The sequence below is a fragment of the Halalkalibacter suaedae genome, from assembly GCF_017939705.1.
Taxonomy (GTDB): domain Bacteria; phylum Bacillota; class Bacilli; order Bacillales; family Bacillaceae_D; genus Halalkalibacter; species Halalkalibacter suaedae.
In genome coordinates this window covers 272762-292132 of record NZ_JAGKSQ010000004.1, presented here as the reverse complement: position 1 = coordinate 292132, position 19371 = coordinate 272762, and the positions used below count along the sequence as shown (strand labels likewise).

Annotated in this window: 23 protein-coding genes and 2 pseudogenes; all 25 read right to left on the bottom strand. The window is 34.0% G+C overall.

Annotated elements, in window-relative coordinates:
• Positions 1-16: 16 nt before the first annotated feature.
• A complete protein-coding gene (locus J7W16_RS11740; RefSeq protein ID WP_419095835.1) occupies positions 17-514 on the bottom strand; it encodes a GNAT family N-acetyltransferase in 498 nt (165 codons plus the stop codon).
• A gap of 39 nt (positions 515-553) precedes the next feature.
• Positions 554-1105, bottom strand: a complete 552-nt coding sequence (locus J7W16_RS11735; protein WP_210597493.1) for a hypothetical protein — start codon at positions 1103-1105, stop codon at positions 554-556.
• Positions 1106-1189: 84 nt separating this feature from the next.
• Positions 1190-2350, bottom strand: a complete 1161-nt coding sequence (locus tag J7W16_RS11730) for an FAD-dependent monooxygenase (RefSeq protein ID WP_246879973.1) — start codon at positions 2348-2350, stop codon at positions 1190-1192.
• A gap of 991 nt (positions 2351-3341) precedes the next feature.
• Positions 3342-3875, bottom strand: a complete 534-nt coding sequence (locus J7W16_RS11725) for a hypothetical protein (RefSeq protein ID WP_210597491.1) — start codon at positions 3873-3875, stop codon at positions 3342-3344.
• A 289-nt stretch (positions 3876-4164) separates the two neighbouring features.
• Positions 4165-4746 (bottom strand): annotated as a pseudogene (locus tag J7W16_RS11720) (DNA/RNA non-specific endonuclease); the annotation flags it as partial.
• Positions 4747-4842: 96 nt separating this feature from the next.
• Positions 4843-5343 (bottom strand): hypothetical protein, encoded by a 501-nt coding sequence (locus J7W16_RS11715; RefSeq protein WP_210597490.1) that lies wholly within the window; start codon positions 5341-5343, stop codon positions 4843-4845.
• Positions 5344-5515: 172 nt separating this feature from the next.
• Entirely contained in the window at positions 5516-6058 is a 543-nt protein-coding gene (locus tag J7W16_RS11710) for a hypothetical protein (RefSeq protein ID WP_210597489.1), read from the bottom strand.
• 175 nt (positions 6059-6233) lie between these two features.
• The gene (locus J7W16_RS11705; protein WP_210597488.1) at positions 6234-7478 is read right to left on the bottom strand and encodes an MFS transporter; all 1245 of its coding nucleotides are present in this window, start codon (positions 7476-7478) and stop codon (positions 6234-6236) included.
• Between the two features lie 91 nt (positions 7479-7569).
• The gene (locus J7W16_RS11700; RefSeq protein WP_210597487.1) at positions 7570-7953 is read right to left on the bottom strand and encodes a VOC family protein; all 384 of its coding nucleotides are present in this window, start codon (positions 7951-7953) and stop codon (positions 7570-7572) included.
• A gap of 136 nt (positions 7954-8089) precedes the next feature.
• The gene (locus tag J7W16_RS11695; protein ID WP_210597486.1) at positions 8090-8521 is read right to left on the bottom strand and encodes a GNAT family N-acetyltransferase; all 432 of its coding nucleotides are present in this window, start codon (positions 8519-8521) and stop codon (positions 8090-8092) included.
• Positions 8522-8628: 107 nt separating this feature from the next.
• A pseudogene (locus J7W16_RS11690) lies at positions 8629-9191 on the bottom strand (GNAT family N-acetyltransferase).
• A gap of 275 nt (positions 9192-9466) precedes the next feature.
• Complete coding sequence (gene ltrA, locus J7W16_RS11685) at positions 9467-11263, bottom strand: group II intron reverse transcriptase/maturase (RefSeq protein ID WP_210597485.1); 1797 nt, start codon at positions 11261-11263, stop codon at positions 9467-9469.
• A gap of 731 nt (positions 11264-11994) precedes the next feature.
• A complete protein-coding gene (locus J7W16_RS11680) occupies positions 11995-12216 on the bottom strand; it encodes a hypothetical protein (protein WP_210597484.1) in 222 nt (73 codons plus the stop codon).
• A 145-nt stretch (positions 12217-12361) separates the two neighbouring features.
• Positions 12362-12796, bottom strand: coding sequence for a hypothetical protein (locus tag J7W16_RS11675; RefSeq protein WP_210597483.1), 435 nt, complete (start codon positions 12794-12796; stop codon positions 12362-12364).
• 159 nt (positions 12797-12955) lie between these two features.
• Positions 12956-13240, bottom strand: coding sequence for a hypothetical protein (locus tag J7W16_RS11670; RefSeq protein ID WP_210597482.1), 285 nt, complete (start codon positions 13238-13240; stop codon positions 12956-12958).
• 174 nt (positions 13241-13414) lie between these two features.
• A complete protein-coding gene (locus J7W16_RS11665) occupies positions 13415-13999 on the bottom strand; it encodes a hypothetical protein (RefSeq protein ID WP_210597481.1) in 585 nt (194 codons plus the stop codon).
• Positions 13981-14400: a hypothetical protein gene (locus tag J7W16_RS11660; RefSeq protein ID WP_210597480.1), complete on the bottom strand. Its 420-nt coding sequence runs from the start codon at positions 14398-14400 to the stop codon at positions 13981-13983. The genes J7W16_RS11665 and J7W16_RS11660 overlap by 19 nt, the downstream gene beginning before the upstream one ends.
• A gap of 100 nt (positions 14401-14500) precedes the next feature.
• Complete coding sequence (locus J7W16_RS11655; protein WP_210597479.1) at positions 14501-14818, bottom strand: hypothetical protein; 318 nt, start codon at positions 14816-14818, stop codon at positions 14501-14503.
• Between the two features lie 136 nt (positions 14819-14954).
• Positions 14955-15368 (bottom strand): SMI1/KNR4 family protein, encoded by a 414-nt coding sequence (locus J7W16_RS11650; protein WP_210597478.1) that lies wholly within the window; start codon positions 15366-15368, stop codon positions 14955-14957.
• Positions 15369-15837: 469 nt separating this feature from the next.
• Positions 15838-16191 (bottom strand): hypothetical protein, encoded by a 354-nt coding sequence (locus tag J7W16_RS11645; protein ID WP_210597477.1) that lies wholly within the window; start codon positions 16189-16191, stop codon positions 15838-15840.
• A 622-nt stretch (positions 16192-16813) separates the two neighbouring features.
• Positions 16814-17245: a hypothetical protein gene (locus tag J7W16_RS11640; protein ID WP_210597476.1), complete on the bottom strand. Its 432-nt coding sequence runs from the start codon at positions 17243-17245 to the stop codon at positions 16814-16816.
• A gap of 45 nt (positions 17246-17290) precedes the next feature.
• Positions 17291-17539, bottom strand: a complete 249-nt coding sequence (locus J7W16_RS11635; RefSeq protein ID WP_210597475.1) for a hypothetical protein — start codon at positions 17537-17539, stop codon at positions 17291-17293.
• 172 nt (positions 17540-17711) lie between these two features.
• Positions 17712-18164, bottom strand: coding sequence for a hypothetical protein (locus tag J7W16_RS11630; RefSeq protein WP_210597474.1), 453 nt, complete (start codon positions 18162-18164; stop codon positions 17712-17714).
• Entirely contained in the window at positions 18161-18367 is a 207-nt protein-coding gene (locus J7W16_RS11625) for a helix-turn-helix transcriptional regulator (RefSeq protein WP_210597473.1), read from the bottom strand. The genes J7W16_RS11630 and J7W16_RS11625 overlap by 4 nt, the downstream gene beginning before the upstream one ends.
• A 269-nt stretch (positions 18368-18636) precedes the next feature.
• Entirely contained in the window at positions 18637-19107 is a 471-nt protein-coding gene (gene comJ, locus J7W16_RS11620; protein ID WP_210597472.1) for a competence protein ComJ, read from the bottom strand.
• Between the last annotated feature and the right edge of the window lie 264 nt (positions 19108-19371).

The window sequence follows — 19371 nt, the reverse complement described above, 5'->3', positions numbered from 1 at the left end:
AATCTGCACGTAATAACTAACTAAAAGATTTATAATAAAGAATAGTAGAATGCAATTCTCCATTTGCCGATTTAGCGTAATAAGGGATTTTGCCAGCATGAATATAACCAATTGAAGAATAAAGAAGATTAGAAGGATCTCCTTCTCTTGTATCGAGAACTAATAATGACCTGCCCTCCTCCTTGGCTCGTTCTTCAGCTTTGTTCATAAGTGAACGACCAATACCATTACGTCGATAATTAGGGTGTGTCATGAGCTTGGCAATTTCTGCTCTATGAGCACCATTCTGCTTATTGCATAACTGTAACTGTACACTTCCAACTATCTGATTGTTTATTTTAGCGACAAATAAATGCACATCTTGATCTAAGACATTCATCCAATATTTAGTAGCATCTGAGTATGACAGTGGTGGTAAAAAACCAATCGATGCATCATCTTCTACTACCTTTATCAGAAGTTCGGAAAGTTCATCAACGTGTATATCAATAATTTTCACTTGTTCAATTTGCATATTATTAACCAATAGAATCACCTCATAAGTTTAAGAATATTAATGCCTTGTTTGAATCTTTTCAATGACATTCCCTTCAAAAGAAAGCCCTAACACTGTAGCTCCTAGAAGTTCTTCATCTGCAATTAAAAACCAAAACCTTCCCTCATTATTATACTGTATCACTTTGGCTTGATATTCTCGTCTTTCCTTCGTGATCACTTGTACTTTCTCGATTTCAGGGTCCGTTATTTTCCCTCTAAGTATATCTGTATAATTTGAAAAATAATTCCTTAATTCCAAATGTCCCCAATTTAATTTAGAGTCCTCCAACAAATACAGACTTCCTCCCCGAACAATCTCCCAACCTAAAAGATTTTTCTTTAAGATTACATTTCCAAAAGAAGCATCAGCACCGTGCCCCCATTCGTAAAAGGCGATAGCTTTATTCTTCTCGACGAATTCAATATGAGCTATCGTTAATTCTGGTTGCTCTAATGCTATAACAGCCTTTTGAATTTCTTCTATATCATCTTTTGAGGTTGCATTTATAAAATAAATACCACTAATAAGTAAAACAATAATAAGTAAAAATAAGAACTTTTTCTTCATTCCAAGCTCCTTTAAATGCTATCCTGCTCCTATATTTCAATACGAAAAGAGCAATTCCTTCTTATTAAAGGATTGCACCCGCTTTTACACCTCATGTCCAACTAACCATTTCAAACGCTTGATTTGTACAGTATCTGGCATTGCACGGAGCATTAGGTTCCGAGAATGGATTGCTAATGGATTTTCAAGCTGCATTAATCTCGCCATGGCTCTTGAGCCTCTCACTACTTGTGAGGTGCGAGGAATCCTAATTTCTTCATACATTTTAAAAGCTTGCTGCACGTTGTCAGGGTATTTTTCAAGGGAACGGGATAATACTAGTGCATCTTCTATGGATTGGGCTCCCCCTTGTCCGAGGTTAGGAAGCATAGGATGAGCGGCATCTCCGAGCAACGTAGCCCTGTCTTTACTCCAATATTTTAGCGGGCTCCGATCAAAAATTTCATGCAGGAGTATGTCTGATTCATTGGTTGACTCAATGACTGCTTCAATTGGCTCGAATGAACCCTTTAATTTCTCCAAAGCAGTCTTCTTCCGATCCACGGTGTTAATCATCTTTCCTTGCGGTATATTAATTGCTGAGAACCAGAATATTCGACCTCTGCCCAGATGAGAAAATCCAAACCTCTTACCAGGACCCCAAGCTTCAAAGCCTCCGCCAAGTTCGACAGGAAAGCGGTCATCTTCAAAATTGGATATGCCTCGAATAGCGGTGAAACCTGAATAACGGGAAGGTGTTGAACCGATGATAGATCTCCTTACCTCAGAATGTACGCCGTCAGCCCCGATTAATAGATCTCCTTCTACTTCCTCTCCATCCTCAAAAATCGCCTTAATTTTCGTTGCATCCGTTTCTATACGCATTAACTTTTTTCCGAAGTAAACGGTTCCTTTTTTTACATTTTTATATAAAATGCTTTGCAGGTCAGGACGATAAATCAGGTAGCTATAGGTGCCATAAAGTTTCGCTTGTTTATGAACAGGGACATTAACGAGGAGCTTACCATCCCATGTTCGTATCTCCGCTTTTTTTACTGGCGATCCGGAGTTACGAACTTGTTCAGCGACTCCCAATTTCTCCAACGCTTTAATAGCATTTGCCGACAGAACAATTCCTGCACCTAATTCCTTAAGTTCTTTGGCCTTCTCATATACGGAGACGTTCAAACCCAACTGTTGTAAGGCTATTGCAGCAGAAAGCCCACCCAGCCCGCCACCGATAATTATTGCTGTTTTAGATACCAAATTAGTCACCCTTTCTGGTTATTTAGTGAAAAGAGCATAGGCACTATTTTGTAAGATAAAAAAAGTTGAAAACCATAATACCCTTTTTCTACATCCGATCTTTAACACTTGCTCCGTTACTTAAAAAACTTAGGCTGAATAAGCATCCTGCTCGGAAAAGTGTAGTGTAGAAGTTGATAAAAAGAATGACATGACAAATATAGCAATGCAAATTACTATACTTACACCTAAAAACCCTTTAACATAACGTTCGAATTCAACCTCTTTCTGAAAAAATAGATAGTTTGTGAGCTGCGATGAAATAGCAAGTGCAAGCAACAAGATATTAGCGAATGACCACGAATCCTTAAATACATACATTCTTTAAAAAAGAACTTAATGCTAATACCAGAAATATTATGTCAATTATTACTGGCTTTTTCATTTAATCCCCCTGATTTCACCAAACTCTTCTGCTCCAATATTAGAATAAGAATTGCAATACAAGGAAAGCTCCTGTTACCACTACTTAACCTTCAATTATTTAAGATATTGATGTTCTATTTTCATTACTTTATCATCATAGTACCAAAAAAGAAGTGATTTGTTTGATTTTCTATCGATATACATTCTATAATTTCCAATCCCCATCTCTTTAGAAAGTATTTTTAACAACGACAAAAGAGCAACACTTCTTAAGTGCTGCTCTTTCTAATACTTGCTCTCTTTACTGCTTTGTAAGCAGGATAACGTTTCTGTTTATTTAGGGTATTGCTACCCGATAGCATAAAACCAATTTCTTAAATGCTTATCATATCGTTCCATACCATCTTTATCTACCCATTGATAATCAATGTTCCGTTCTGGGTATAAGTATTGTCTATCATTACTCGGGTAGAAGTTAGCACCTAAATGACTTATGTATTTACTAGTTTTATTATTAAAGCACAAAATATCTCTTGTAATTCCCCATTAAAAAACTTCTTAGTAGGTTAAGAATACTTAGAACGATTTATTCCTCGTAGTGACCATCTTGATAAACCCTATAAACACCTACTGTTCCTGATCCTCCAGCAGCTTTCATTGATTTTGATATAAGTATAATTTGGTAGTATGATCCAGTTTCATCTTCTTGAAGAATTCCACCTGTATCATCGAATAAAATGTCGTCATTATCTTCCAAGTCTAATTCTTTCTTAAGTAGAGCAATAGCATCTTCTCCACTCGATATTTTTATTGATTCTTCATCCACTTGCTCACTATCTGTTAAAGAATCAGCACCTTCATCTATGACATCTGGATTATTTGTGTTTTGATCGTTGTTGTTAGTGTTGTTTTCTTCAGCTGTTTCCTCATTATCGGTCTCTTGCTCGTTAGATGGTTCTTCCTCTTCTACCACAACATTCGTATCGTTTTCCCCTTCTTGAGTTGTCTCGGTATCTTCTTCAGTGCCTGAAGAATTGTTGGTAGAAGTTTCATTACAAGCTGTCATAAATAGAATTACAGAAACAACTAACAACATAGTTATCAATTTAAGTTTTAACATTTGTCTTTCCCCTTTCTCATTACCAAAAGCAATTATTGCAGAAATATTTAACAATTACAATATAAAAATCCATTTTTAGTATAAAAAGGTTTTAAACTAGACCGTTGGCTAATAGGAAAAATTTGTGCTTTTTTGTACTAATTCTACAAAATTAACCTATGAATGATTTAATATGTTTAGTTATTGAGTCTCTTTTACTCATATATAAAGAAGAGACGATTACTTATTAAGTAATCGTCTCCGTAATTTTTAAAAAGTATAATTGTATTACGCAGTAAATGTTTACTCATGATGCGTTTACTTCATCCGGATTCACAATATCAAATGTAACAACGATCTCGTTACCCATTAACGTATAGGTATATTGATAGCTTAAAGGAATCTGAGTTTCCTTATCGGGGTATGTGATGATGACTTCAAAATTAGAGGCTCCACCAGCCTTATGGATTGCGTCTTCCATATAAGCTTGATCACCATGTCGGTTGAGTGTACTATCTTGCGGGAATATTATAAGCATTTGCTACCCCTCCAAGAGAATCAGCAATGATATGCCTTTCACCCAAAACTTCACTTTCGACACCAGGGACCTTCGCATCATCTGAATAGTACCTGCCAGACGATAATACAGATTCATTACTGTCATCTTGTAAAATGATTTCATCAGCAATGACACGTACTAGCTGCCCGTATTCATTAGTAAATGCCCAATATTCACGGTCCCCATAACCAATGTCAACAACGACGTTAGGTTCACGATATCCAGATAAATCACCACCATCAACTTCAATGAGTGTGTACAAGAGAACTGTTCATTATTTGGTTTCGGGGGTGCTTCCTCTACTACTGGTTCTGGTTCATCAACAACTGTAGTGATTAATTAGATGCCATTGATTGCATGAAATTATCAGCTAGTTCCGGAGATCCAAGACATCTCTTGTTAAGGGATTGTATTTAAATATAATGAGTCTTAATCTTTTACATCGACAATCAAAGTCTCATGTAGTTCATCATCTAGAAAAACGTGCATTATCCATTTACCTGATTCAGAGAATTCCATATTTGTAGGTATATGTGCATCTGCCCCATGATTAGGTCCAAAGAGTTTGTTAGGAATTTGAATAGTTTTATTTTCACCAACGATTAAGACTGCCTCTTGTAAACCTGTTTCTTGATGGAAAGCAACAACAGATAACCTTTTATTCAAAATATCATCGTCATTACTCCAAATAAGCCACATATACTTGTTAGTGGTATTCTTTTTGAATTCCTCAGATAGTAGAATTGAGAGTTTTTCTTTTTTTCCAATAAAAGTTCTTCCTTCCCCATCTTCATACATAGGACTAAAAAAATCATAGGAGGTCTCTTTTGATTCAGTGTTTGAGTCTTTTATATAATTAGGGCTACAAGCTGTAGTTAAAACTAAAATAAGCACTGTTAAAAAAACTAGTATTTTTCTCTTCATATTCATAACTAACCTCGTTTCACATGTATCTAATTAAATATAATAATAAGATGTTAAAGAATGAAAAAATTATATTAGTCAATGTTCTAGCCAGTGCGTAAACTATTCCAAATAATAACCCAAAAATTTTTCTTTGGTTTTATTATTTGAAGTTTAAAAGTAATACAAAGTCTTAAACCTAATCTATATTTAGAAAAAAATCAAAGCTACTCACTAGTTGAATTACATACTCATACTCTTGATTAGTATTGTTACCAAGCTCCTCTAAATTGATATTTCCTTGATCATCAAAGTAAGAATATAGAGGTCCACGTGTTTCACTTTCATAATAAACGCCTTTATCTTCAATAACCTTTTTCATATCTCCCTCAAAGTAGAGTTCCAAAACCACACCTTTAGTCTCAGATTTAGGGAATTTAAACTTGCCTGCTTTCTCATAATAAGTAAGAATTTCTTCTTTGCTTAAAGTTGTTGAAAAGCGCTGATAGACAATGACAACCCATGCCCCACTGTTACCGGAAAAAGTCACCCATGGATGACCGTTATACTGTTTTTCTTCTATTAATTTTGTTTGCATCGGAATCGGATAATCAAAGAGTTGTTGTGCAAATCTATCAGATACTCTTTCTTTATCAGTGGCTATATATACGATTCCGAAAATTAATAAGGCACATACGATTATAGCTAGGATAAATTTTGGTTTAAAGAAATTTTTCAACATCCCATTCACACCCTACAGCAAAATTTCATCTTAATCATTTCTGAAACAAAGATTTACATTCTGCTTCAAATACTTAACATTTTGTTTCTTCAATTACATCGTGTACATCGTGCAGCAATATGTAGCAAACAAAGAATTTCAAAACTGACAAACTAATTCTTTTCAATTCTCATAACTAAGATAGTTCTTTCTGTGGATTTATTACAGTTTCATCGTCATTAAACTCAGCACTCCATAGAGCTGTTATTCTGGCTATAATAGCCATACAAATTATGGATCCACCAGCTACAACAGAAATTGGCCATAACTGATTATAGTTTTCAAGTAGAAAACCTCCAACAAATGCTCCTAATGGTATCGCTATGAATGACAGCATCCTGCCAATAGATGTAACTCTACCTATCATAGTAACAGGAACAATACTTTGCTGATAAGACATCCAAGGGACAACAATATTTGATACAGCTGCATTTGCAAGAGCCAAAAATAATGCCAGAGCAATCCATGATTCAAAAATCATAAAGCACATAAACACTCCTGTTGCAAACATGCTATAAACTATCATGTGACCAGTTTTTAATTTTTGATGAATCATTGGGGCAATCAATGCACCAATAATTGCTCCAAATCCCCCTGCACCAATAACAATACCTGTTATTACATTTGACAATCCAAAAATAATAGTAATAATATATATTAAATTTGATTGTAAAGCCATCAAGCCAAAATTGACCCCACCAAATAGTAAGACACCAGCTAATAGAGCCTTATTTGCCCTAAGATACATTATCGATTCAACGAACATGCTATTTGTTTTTAAAACATCTTTTACATTTCCTGCGAGATTTATCTTTTGACTAGTTAAGAAAATAAGTATGAGTGCTGCTATAAGAAATGTAGTTGAATTAATAATTATGGCTCCGTATATACCCATTAATGCAATAGATACTCCTCCTAATGCTGGTCCTACAGCAGAAAACACACTCTCAATAGAACGTTTTCGGGAATTTACTTTGGTTAATAAACCTTTAGGTATTAACGTTTGAATCAAGCCTTGAAGAGCAGGATAAAAAAAAGCTTGTGTACAGGAGAGTAAGAAACCGAAAACAAATAGGATCCAATAGTTGACCCATTGTTGTTGAAGTACATAAACTAACAATCCTGCTAATATTGAAGCTATAACCTGCATACTAACAACAAGTTTTTTCCTGTCTATTCTGTCTGCAATAGCTCCTGCCATTGGCCCTAAAATAATAAAAGGAATAAATTCTAAAATATACATTAATGCTGTTAGACTGGCTGATTTAGTCATCTCTAAGACGATTATAGGAAGAGCTAATCTATAAAGCCATTCTCCAAAAGCCGCAATCCCTATTGCAGAGAGTATTAGATAATAGTTATATGTGTGTTTGCCTTCCATTATCAGAATCCTCCTTTTTAATAAGGGAATATAAAAATCTTATTCTCCCAGTTACTTTAAGTGTATTTTTTCACAAAGTTTAATATTGCCTTTAACCTACTTTAATCCCAAAGGCTATCCACCTTCCATCTATATCTTCAACTACAAATTCTTTATTATTGTAATCGGTATTTTCTAATAAACGGACTATTTTCACATTTGAATTGACCAACTCTTCTTGAAATTCTTCTTGATTTTTTGTAATAAAGTAAGCATCGTATCCGTAACCATATAATTCTCTATTCGGAATTACTTTTTGTCCATTAGTTTTGGTTAAGATAATCTCCGTTCTATCACGATACAAACAAATATGGGGTTCATTCGCATCCAAATAATGAACAGCCTTAAATCCCATTTTATGTTCATAGAAATTAGCAGTTCTTCTTATATTCTGTGTTGGAAATATACAGTGTGATTCTAATAAAAAATTATCCATTTTCTTTCTCCCTTTAGTAATTGTTTCATTTAATTCTATATTCCTTTGTAATTTCATTCTTATAGTTTAACATTAATTTCCTTTTCGTTGGCATACAAAAAGCACTCCTGTTTTATTGCAGGAGTGCACCCGTCACTTAAATAAGGCTTTTAGCATAACCGATACTCTTTTCTATGAAGCCCATATTTTTATAAAACTCATGAGCATTTATCCTTTCTGTCCGATTACCGCTATTAAGTCCGATTCCAGAAGCCCCTATCTTTCGTGACCAATTCTCTGCTTCTTGTACTAACTTTTTTCCTATGCCCTTACTTCGATAATTAATGTTTACAACCAGAGCAACTATTCTTACATAAGACCCATCCAATTCATAATAATACCCCTTAACTAATCCAATCATCCCAACAACATTTCCATCGTAGGAAGCTACCAGAGTGTTGTAATCAGAGTTTGCTTCAATATTACAAAAACGTAATTTCATCTTTTCAGGTGTCGTGGGATATCCTAGTTGATCCATCAGTAAAGTTAATTCTCCAATATCACTTACTGTTGCTTTTCTTATCTCCATCTTTTGAACTCCTAATCAATAATCTTCCCTTTCACTATCCTGTTAACTTGACTTCAATAAAAAAATCTCTGCTTCTTTAAGAATTGCACTCCTTTAGTGGAAGAACCCTATTGTTTGTTTATATTAGCTTCATTTTTTAGGATTCCATAATAAACAAGGTCTATATATTCGTTATCTTTCATAACTTGTTTTCTTAAAATCCCTTCTTTTTTCATGCCTATTTTCTCTATCACTTTACCTGAAGCTGGATTAGTATGAAAATAACGAGCAAATACTTTATTGTATTGCTTTTCCATAAAAGCAAATTCAAGCACTGCTTTAGCAGCTTCCGTCGCATAGCCATTTCCCCAATATTCTTCTCCAACCCAATAAGCAATTTCACCATGATTAAATCTTTGATTGTTAGTTAATGCTATTGCTCCGTATAACTTCCCCGAAATCTTATCTGTAATAGCAAATTCATAAGATTTATTATCGTTAAAATTTTCAACATGGTTTTTCATCCACGATAAAGCATCCTCCATTGAATACGGAAACGGCAAATAGAGAGTATTTTTATAAGGTTGTAATTATTACAGAGCCTTGTAACCTCTTGTGCGTCAGATTTATTAAATAGACGTAGAACCAACCTATTCGTATCTATTGTTTTTTCTGTATTACTATAAATCATTATTTTCCCCCCTTGAAAAATAAACCAATTTCAAAATATTTGGTATCTTCCTATAGATTCCTCTTCTTCAACTCTACTGCCAGTTACTTCAATAAAGAAACAGAGTTGCTGATCCGTCTTGATCTTCAACTCTTGGTAGCAATAGGTAAGCGTTTGAAGTTATCTACAGCTTTTCCCCTGCCCAACACGGAACGTGATAGTTTCCCATCATTCCGCGTGCCATCTAATAAAATGTACTAGATTATAAGTTCCTTGTTACTTAAGTAGAATTGAAATCACATGATTGTCCTTAAACCGCACTTTTCACGATATGTGTTCAACTTCTTTAACATTGGCTTTGCAATATTAAAGCCTTGTAAGCGTGAATGTATTGCCATTTCATCTGTTTGGTGTATTGCCGTATGTATGTCTTTGTGAAGAATTCTAAGGTTTTTAAACGTGTCATCTCCACCTAGATGTATGGGGATGTAATGGTGGCAATGAACGTCACGAGCTTGTAGAAGTACGCCTGAAATTTCACATCTTCCCATTTTCATACTGTATCGGCTAATACGGTTATCCATATACTCAACACTTCGTGTTTGAATATTCGACTCCAACAATAATGCAATTTCTCGCTGAATATCTAAGCGTAATTGCTTGTGTATTCTCGCTCTTCCTTCTGATGTAAAAGGTGTTAAGCTCTGACTGAAATTCATAGCATTTTTCGTTCTCACATCAGCCAATGGGAAGAGATAGATACTGGCTATTTTGAATGTTTTGGCTCCTAAACTATAAAACTTCTCATAGGTTGGTGGAGCGTTCGTTGGATGTGCAAATTTCCCCACAGATTTTAGACGGTTGTATATAAAAGGTCGCACATCGTAGGCAAGACGTGAGAACTCGTTGTAGACATGGGTGGCACGGTTGAAATAATTGTGAATGCCTAAGACAAAACTGTTAAACAATAATGCATTTTGAGTAGTAGGCGAGGCCTTTAATTTTCGAACGTACTTTTTGAATGCTTCTTTGATTTTACGCTTTTTATTTTCTTTTAAGCCTGTGTGTGCTACTCTCTTTTTCCCTTTTTTATTTGCACGGATAGTAAACCCAAGAAATTCAGACTCTGTTTTTCTTAGGTTGATGACTTGAGATTTTTCTGGCGATATATCTAGTTTCAATCGCTGCTTCAAGTATGACTTTATGGCATGATACCATTTCTGTGCCGTATTCCAATCACGGCATAAGACCTTAAAATCGTCCGCATAGCGGACGAGGTAACCTTCTTTTAAAGTCGTTCGCTTCTTAGCATAAAGCTCGCCTTCACGGGACTTATATTCTTTGTGAAGAGGGAAGAACTCCCACTGTTCAGCTACCCAATGGTCTAGATCGTTGAGCACTACATTTGATAATAATGGTGATAACAAACCACCTTGAGGTACACCTTTTGTGGGGACTCCTTCTCCATCAATTTCAGCTTTTAGCATTTTCGAAATACAGGCTAAAACCTGTCGGTCATTGATTCCTAGATTCCAAAGCTGTTTCATTAGTAGGTTGTGATTGATATTATCGAAAAATCCTTTAATATCAATGTCCACCACATAATGGAGCTGAGCTTGATTAATAAGGAATTGTACTCTTGCCATAGCATGGTGTGTAGACCTTAACGGTCTAAAACCATAACTATGTTTGTAGAACCTTGCTTCCATGATTGGTTCAAGTACTTGTCTAAAGCATTGTTGAATAATCCTATCTATAATACAGGGGATACCTAACGGTCTCCACTTACCATTTTCTTTCTCAATCAATTTCCGTCGTACTTTCTTAGGGCGATAATTCTTTAACTTGTTTTGAATTTCATTAACGACTTCATTTTCTGATAGCTTTTTTAAGTCATTAATCGTTTTATTGTCTGTTCCCGGTGTCCTTGACCCTTTATTTGACTTGATCGTTCGATATGCAAGCAGAATGTTTTTCCTAGAAGTAATAATGTCGTATAAACGAGAAAATGACTCCTTTCTAGACGATTTATCATAGAGTTCGGTAAACGTATCTGTCATATCGTAGTAATCCCAGTATCTTAGCGTTTGCACTGTGGCATCATCCTCTCTTAGATGAGGTTCCCACATTCATACCCGACCGGTGCAATTCACTTTAGGAAAATAATCATTCTATATTACTAGACTTGGGGCTGTTCCTCCACTTCCATTACAGAAGTTTCCTCAGTCATGCCCCTACCTTCACAAGAATAAATGCATTTCGGCTTAGCCTTATAGCAGCCATCTAGGATAAGCAGTCCATGTTTGCGATGTTTCTTGCTTCCCAAGTACCTTACAAGGTAGCTATCCATTCTAGAGGTAGGTGCTTCCTCTGAGCCTGTGAGCTCGATACCGCCGTTGTTCGGTATAATGTATTTCATAGGGGAGATTTTTACTCTACATCACTCACCTCTTCGTAAGAAGAGTCATAGGTTTCCTCTATGTTCTAACTTTAGACCCGTACCTTCGGAAGTTCGTCAGTTCTGTTCGATTAGAACTATTCTCACCATATCTAGTTTTTCAGCCATGCGGTCTATCTGTCAGCATACCCCTCTATAAAGATGGCTTTAGCTTTCATTCAACCGAATCTACCTGTGCTTCGAACCCTATAAACTGTTATTTATAACGCACGCAGGAGTATTGATGGAATAGTTTCTGGAAACGTGGTTCCGTCATTCCTATTCTCCCTTGTAAAGTTAGAATTCATCTAGTGAATCCCCTGTATTTCACGCTAGAAGCGCTTATTACAGAACTTGTCACACCTACCCGTTACTTGAATAACTCTATTATTTCTTTGTTGTGAATGCCCAAATAGATAAAGCCCATAAAATAATAGCAGCAACAATAACGAAGAATTTTAAAGTAGCAAGCCCACCTAAAATCATTAAAACCACAATGACACTATATAAAATCGCTATAAATAAAGATGTTTTTACTTGCCCTTTCTTCGCTAAGAAAAATTGCCATATACAAACGATAATTCCTAATACTATCAGTAAATTATACATAAACTTTCACCTCTTCTTATTTTAACACTGTAAACCTTATAATCATTTTTCAGAAATACTCAATTAACCTGCCTCTATAGCGAAAGAAGCGATAGCTGCTGTTCAACAATCGCTACCCGTGAATGAAAAAACTCTAATTATATATTTACTTATTTTTTCTTTTTTTAAAGAGAATAAAAACGATAATGATGATTGCTATTAAAACAAGGATAGGTAGGATTTTTGTGAATATATCCATCCAATGAAAAGGTGCCTTATAGAGATATACGGCTTTTTGCCACTCGTTGTCCCCTACTTCAACAGCAATTGCATTTTTAGATGATATATTATTTATATGAAAATACTTTGTACCTTTAGGATAAGCATTTGAAGCATTTCCGTAAAAATTTCCAGTCATATCATTAGGCTTTGTTTTTACTTCTCCAATTTCCTCTCCAATTTGATTAGCTAATACCTTCTCTTCTTTTACTTCATAAACGTTCCCGTTCCAAACAACAAAAGGATAAGCCCAACTTAGTGCTTGAACAGATGATGTAAAAGTAAGAATAAATAATATAAAAAACAATAAAGTTCTTTTCATCAGTACCTCCCCTTATTTATAGTTTACGCTAAGAATACAATAGTTCTTGTTGCACTAAATTGCCACGTTTCTTCAATAAAGAAAAAGAGCTGCTGATCCGTCTTGATCTTCATCTCTTGCTCCCAGTTAGTTATACATAAAGACTTAAACAATAAGTCATTATTTCTTACGTTTTCGTTCTAAAAATATAGGTGCTATATTTAGTAAGATTGAAACAATTGTCAAAAACCAAAATGCCCTTGCCATACCAGGTATTACATCTGATAAAGCCGCCCAATCTTCCGCTTTTACCCACCTATTTAGATAACTGTAATCTGCACAAATTGTTAATGCTGTAAACGATAATGCCATCGCCATAGCGAGCTTATAATCCTTTCCCGCTCTATACATATAAAGATTTATAAAAGTTGTTACTATTGCAATAATCCCAAATATTACCCACATAACTATACCTCCATATATATTTATTTATGTCGTTTATGTAGCTTTAAAATAAAATTTGATCAAAACCATCCCCCAAACCCGTTTTGAAAAAAGATTGATTAAAACCGGTTCCTCATTTTTGGCTCAATGCGCAATTTTCGTGAAAAAGTTTGATCATTTTCTGTGATTCGTTCTTCAACATAAGCTCCCCGTTAGCTTAAGTGCATTTTTCCACGAACTGGAAATTGTAGTTTCAATTCTTTTTTGATAAGTAATTAACGAAGGTGATGGGGAAAAGGGGAACTTTCTAAACATCTCTTTTGAGTATACGTCAGTCGTATCAATCTCACCCACAATGTATTTATAACCCCCAATTTTGGTAGACCTTATTTGAATGGCAGTTAATAAAATAATTAAATTTAAATCCGTTTCTCCCTTAGTGCCTCTCCACCCAAATTCCAAAGTATTATCCTCTTCACCTTCATGTAATAGAGCAAATGCAAGAATTTCTTTATTCTCAGATATAGCAATGTAACTATGATTCACCAAAGTATCCTTACTGAATATTAAGTTCTCCCAAGCATGTAAATCATTTTTTCTTGGTGGATTATCCCTATGTGTTGCTTCATAAGTTTCTTTTACGAGGGAGGTTAACTTCTTTTTTAAATGTTCATCTTTTCTAATGCAATCTAAAGTTTCAATAGAGGTCTGAGTATTACTATACTTTTGTATGAATTTCACATCTAATTCTGCAATCTCATTCATTTTAAATATAGGCAAGTAAGTTCGCCTAATCTCTTTGAAACCACTTTTCTCATAAAACTCTTTTGTAAAATAATTAGTTTCATAAATCGAAGTTTGGAGTGAGAATCGGTACTTTGATTGCTTTCTACTATTTTTAATAACTGATTCTCCATACCAATATCCCTAAATAGAGGATGGACAATAATAGCCATATAAGTGCAATTTGGATGAAAATTTGTTTTCCATGTTGTAATGCCACCTACAACTTCACTTTTTTGTAAAGCAACATAGGTACAAAGAATATTAGGACTTTTCAAGCCTCGTTCGAAGTACATCTTGGAATTGCCATCATCCCCAAAACATATAGAAAGCAATTGATTTATAGAATCGTTCTGAACTGAATTATATTTTTCAATTAAAATTTCATCACTGTACACTGTTATCACTTCACTCTCGTTAACGATGTGATTCTATATTTCCACAACCAAAAGCCATTCCCCTTCTTGAAGAATGGCTCCTAGTTAGCGAAACAAGACATTAAAAATTTAATTTGCCATCAACAAAAATTGTCTTTACTTGTGTGTTTATTATTTCTTTTGTTTCACCGTTCTTTTCAAAAGCATACATACCACCCATACGCTTATCTTCGTTTTCTTTCCAACCTCTACTTTCCATATAATCTCGGAAAACATCGAAGTCATAATCATCAGAAGATATTTTCACATAATACTCGTCTGCGAGTAGGGATTTAGTAACTTGAGTATCAGTTAATGCTAATTTCCCAATTGGATAAACATACAAAATAATAGCGAATAGAACTAGACCAAGCAATATTTTGATAACTTTGGATTTCATCCTAACACCACCCACACTATTTATTTTACAACAGAACTTTTTATACCTTGTTACACAATCCTGCCAAATCCTTCAAAAAGAAAAGAGCACTCCCTGCTTTTTGAAGGATTGCTCCCAGTTAGCACAACAGGATTCCTTACTCCTCATAACGATGATTATATAAGTATCGAACAAAATCAATAAAATTACCTGTACTAAAAAATGGTGAATCTATATCTAAACCTATAAAATCCACTTCAATTAACCGGGGTGTGTTATTACGAAAATCGTAGCCAATTGCTGTTCCACCACCATCAGAGCCTATAACAATTAAACCAGGTGCAAATTCCAGAGTTGAGTAACCCTCAGGCCCATTTGAATCAACAATACTTTCCATTTCCCAAAGTCTTAAATATCTCTCATTAATCTGACCTTCCCCGCCATTTGAATTCAACATAAAGTCAGTATAGTCCTCAGGAAACTTTATGTTTAATTGTTTTTCTACTTCTCTTATTACATTTATAGTTGTAGGCGGGTTACAATTAAAAAATTTAAACAAGTCCTTATCCATAATGGTTCATCCTCTTTAAATTTCTATTGATATTACAATTGCTTATTAAATTCAAGCTCTCAGTTAGTCAAAAGTTGAAAATTTAGTCTAATTTATAAAAAGACTTTAATTTTAACCAAGTTTCATACCAAAATGTTTTTGATTTTAGTGGTTTCTCTAACTTTATCTCTACTCCATTTTTATTTATATACACTGTATCATTGTCGACCCTTAACCCATCTCCAAAGCTAAAAACAATATCCGAGCAGTCCTGTTTATAAAAATTCTCTCTTTCATTTGACCACTCTGCTTTTTCTATTGAGGACCTCCTTTTCAAGTTCCATCATCTCTCTTCCTTGAGATTTACTTATAACATATTCTATCGCAAAATCGATTTGCTTGTTTCATTATCCTGCCTCTTTACTTCAATAAGCAAAAGAGCAATCCCTCTTTATTCAAGAATTGCTCCCTTTACTTTAATAAGAAATATCTAATTACCAAACCTTATCTCTCCATTTTTGATGCAGAGCATTGCAGCTTCGGGACCTTCATAATCCTCTTTTCTAAGGGAAATCTCCAAAACGTCCCCATCTTCAAACGTTATTTTAATAGCAATCCCTTCTTCTGCAATAGCTGTTCTTACTATCTTATTGATTAGAGTACATAGAGCATCTCTCCAACCCGCACTTTGGAACTCATATATTTGATTACTTACTATTGTTGAAGGCTGTGTAAATGCACTCAAAATTACGTTCTCTTTTTCCCCTTCAAAGACAAATTGTATGTAGTCTCTTATAAAGACAACTGAACTAAGGTCAGATTTCTCTAGTGATTCTAGTGTCATATTGACCTCCTCCCTTTCAAAAATCATAGATAGGAATTTCCTTCTTCAACATCTGCACCCGTTACTTTAAGTGAAATTATTCACAATCTACATTAAATCAAGCAGTTTACTATTTATATTTTTTAAGTTCTGCTTATTTGTTTAACATAAATTATAAAATAACTGATGGCACCAACGACTATAGAAATTATAAAACCTAATATAATTAGCTGTTTATTAACAGGAGTGAATTCGGGTAACCACAAAATATATAATCCTAGATAAATAAGTATTGTATTATACATGTAGGAAGTTACTTTTAAGTTTATCATTGATTTTTTTTCATCGTTACTAACTATTCTTTTCTTTAAGATTATAATAGCTATAATTGAAATCATTGAAATCAGGGAACTTAAACCAATAAAAATCATAAAGTTATTATAATCACTAGTTATCCAGTTTTCTAAAATACTAAACTTTACTATTTGTATATTCCCCCTTAAATCTAATCACTTTTACGAACTACGCTACCATTCTATTTTAACATCAATTACCATTTTTTGTCACATAGAAAGAGCATCCCTTGTTGAAGGAATGCTCCCAGTTTGTTCAATAAAAAATTAAAAGTTAATTTCTAGACTATTTAATATTTCTGTTGCAAGTCTTGAGCATTACTTACCTTGTAATACTGTTCTCCCCACGTAGGGAAAACTATCGTTCCATCGCTCAAGAGCCATAATTGTAAGTGTTTTTCTGAGTCGTAATCTTCGATAAAAAATATATTGTAATCAATCATTTGATGCAATTGTTGGTCTGTAACGTATTGTTTATTTATAGGTTCGACTTCTACATCACCTAATAAAACTAACATTTGGCTTATCTTCTCTTCTTCATCAATCAATATATTTGTCTCATCTGTTGATGCTTGATTTTCATCAACCCCGCCAACATGAATAGATAAAATGTTTTTTTCAGTTGGTATAAGTTCAAAATCCGAAACACTAGCTTTTTCATTTCCACAAGCCGAAACGATGAGCACGCTATAAAAAATGGTCATAATAAAAAGCTTTTTCAAGAACACTCACCCCTTTCTGCTTGTTCCAGAAACGCACCCTATAGTTTAAGATTGATTTTTGCCTATTAAGAAATTCACGATTAATTTGACCTCGTTTAGGATTAAAAGAATAAAACCAAAAACCATAAAAATAATACTTAGGATATAAGGAATATTAACCCCAATTTCTTTTCTTGCTTGTTGAAATTTCCCTGGTGGATCGCTCCAAACATGCATGTTTGGGATGTAATTAGCAATTGCTATATGTACTATTCCAAATAATAATGTCCCAGCAATAAATAATGTAGCTCCCATTAAAGTTTGTCTTTTAATTTTAGACACCCCTTTAAAATTCTAATGCTCTTGTGCAATTCTTCTGCACTCATAGTTTAACATTAATTTCCTTTTGTTTGTTTGCAAAAAGAAAAAAGCTTCCCTGTTTATTAAAGAAAAGCTCCCCGTTTGTTTAAGTACATTTTTTCACAATTTAAAACTTAATAACATAAACCAAATACGAAACTAAAACACTGACCCATTGAATGGATGCAAACAGGAAGATTATTTCCACCGCATAGTTTGAATCACTCAAAAGTAAAATCATCATAAATGGAATCATTAAAATAGATAAAGTACCAGCAACTAACAGACTTTTGGATAAAATACTTACTTGATATTCATCGTACTTTTTACTTCTTTTAATCAAAATAAATATTATTATGGCAATGGTTAAACCAATTATTAGGTATCCAATGAACCTCATATTTCCAGTTCTAAGAAAGTCAGACCATCCATTCCAGAAAGCAGAATTTAGTGTCTCGCCATTTGAAAGGATACTAACAAATTCCATATGACCAGCTGTAAAAATAAAAATAAGCGAATAAATGCCTGACATAAAACCAATAAAAATTATATTTATGATAGGTTGTTTTAACAAACTCATTTTCTTTCACTCTCCTCAAAATCAAATATTTCCTCAATTGACATATTAAAAAATTTTGCTAAATCATATGCCAACCAAATCGAAGGATCAAACTTATTGTTTTCTATTGCATTAATTGCTTGCCGTGAAACATTCACCTTACCACCCAATTGTGCTTGTGATAATCCAAACTGCTCTCTTAGTTTTTTAACTTTGTTTTTCAATTATTGTACCTCTTTCCATGTCAGGTTAACCTTACATTAAACATATCAGAGTGTAATTCTTGTGTCAAGTAAACCTTACATAACCTTCTTAAAAAAATGCTTTCCCATTTAGAAAAGCACCTGTTTGCTTACTAATTTTTCTTTAACTATTCTGCCCGTTACTTGAATAACGATTGTTTTAATTTTAACATTAATTTCCTTTTCCGTGTCCAAAAAAATACGTTCCTGCTTTATAGCAAAAACGCACCCGTTTGTAGAAGATGACTTCCTTATATTGCTGGTTCAGCATTCATCACTAACACTGATGGAGGATTTAGTTCTTCATCTGCCTTGATAATTTTCGCAATAGGATTATCATTCTTTATGAAAGCAAATGAGTAATGACCCAACCCATTTTCTAATCGTTTTACCGTAAAAAGTAACTCATACATTCCCTCATCAATTTCAATAGCTTTTGTTTCCATGATAGAACCAACTTCAATTCCTATGTTACTGATATAAAAAGGGACAGTAATTGCCCTAATAACATTGGTATCCACTTCATTCTTATCGGTAACTCTCACGGTAATTTTGCATTCTTCATCATAAGACAGAGTTCCAAAAGATACAGAACCTTCTCTCCATGCAAAACCTTGGTTAACATGAGTGTCATTCCAGTCATTAAATGGGTGTTCTAAACCATGCTGAAATACAGCTAATTGGGAATAGAAAATATCACTTTTAAAGGTTATCTCACTCATTGACCTCATCCTTTTAATAAATAATAAAACCATTTTACCGTAAGTAAAAGAACAACTCTTCTTTCAATAAACTACTCCGTTTAGCAAAAGAGGGCTTGCCTTGTTCCACAATCGCTCCCCGTTAGGGAAATTAGACTAATTACCTTTAGTATTACTGTTTTCAATTTCAATTAGTTTTTGTTCTATTCTCTTTAACTTTTTATTCTTCTTTATAGATGAACGAATAAACCATACAACTAAAAGGATTAAAGTAATAAGAATTAA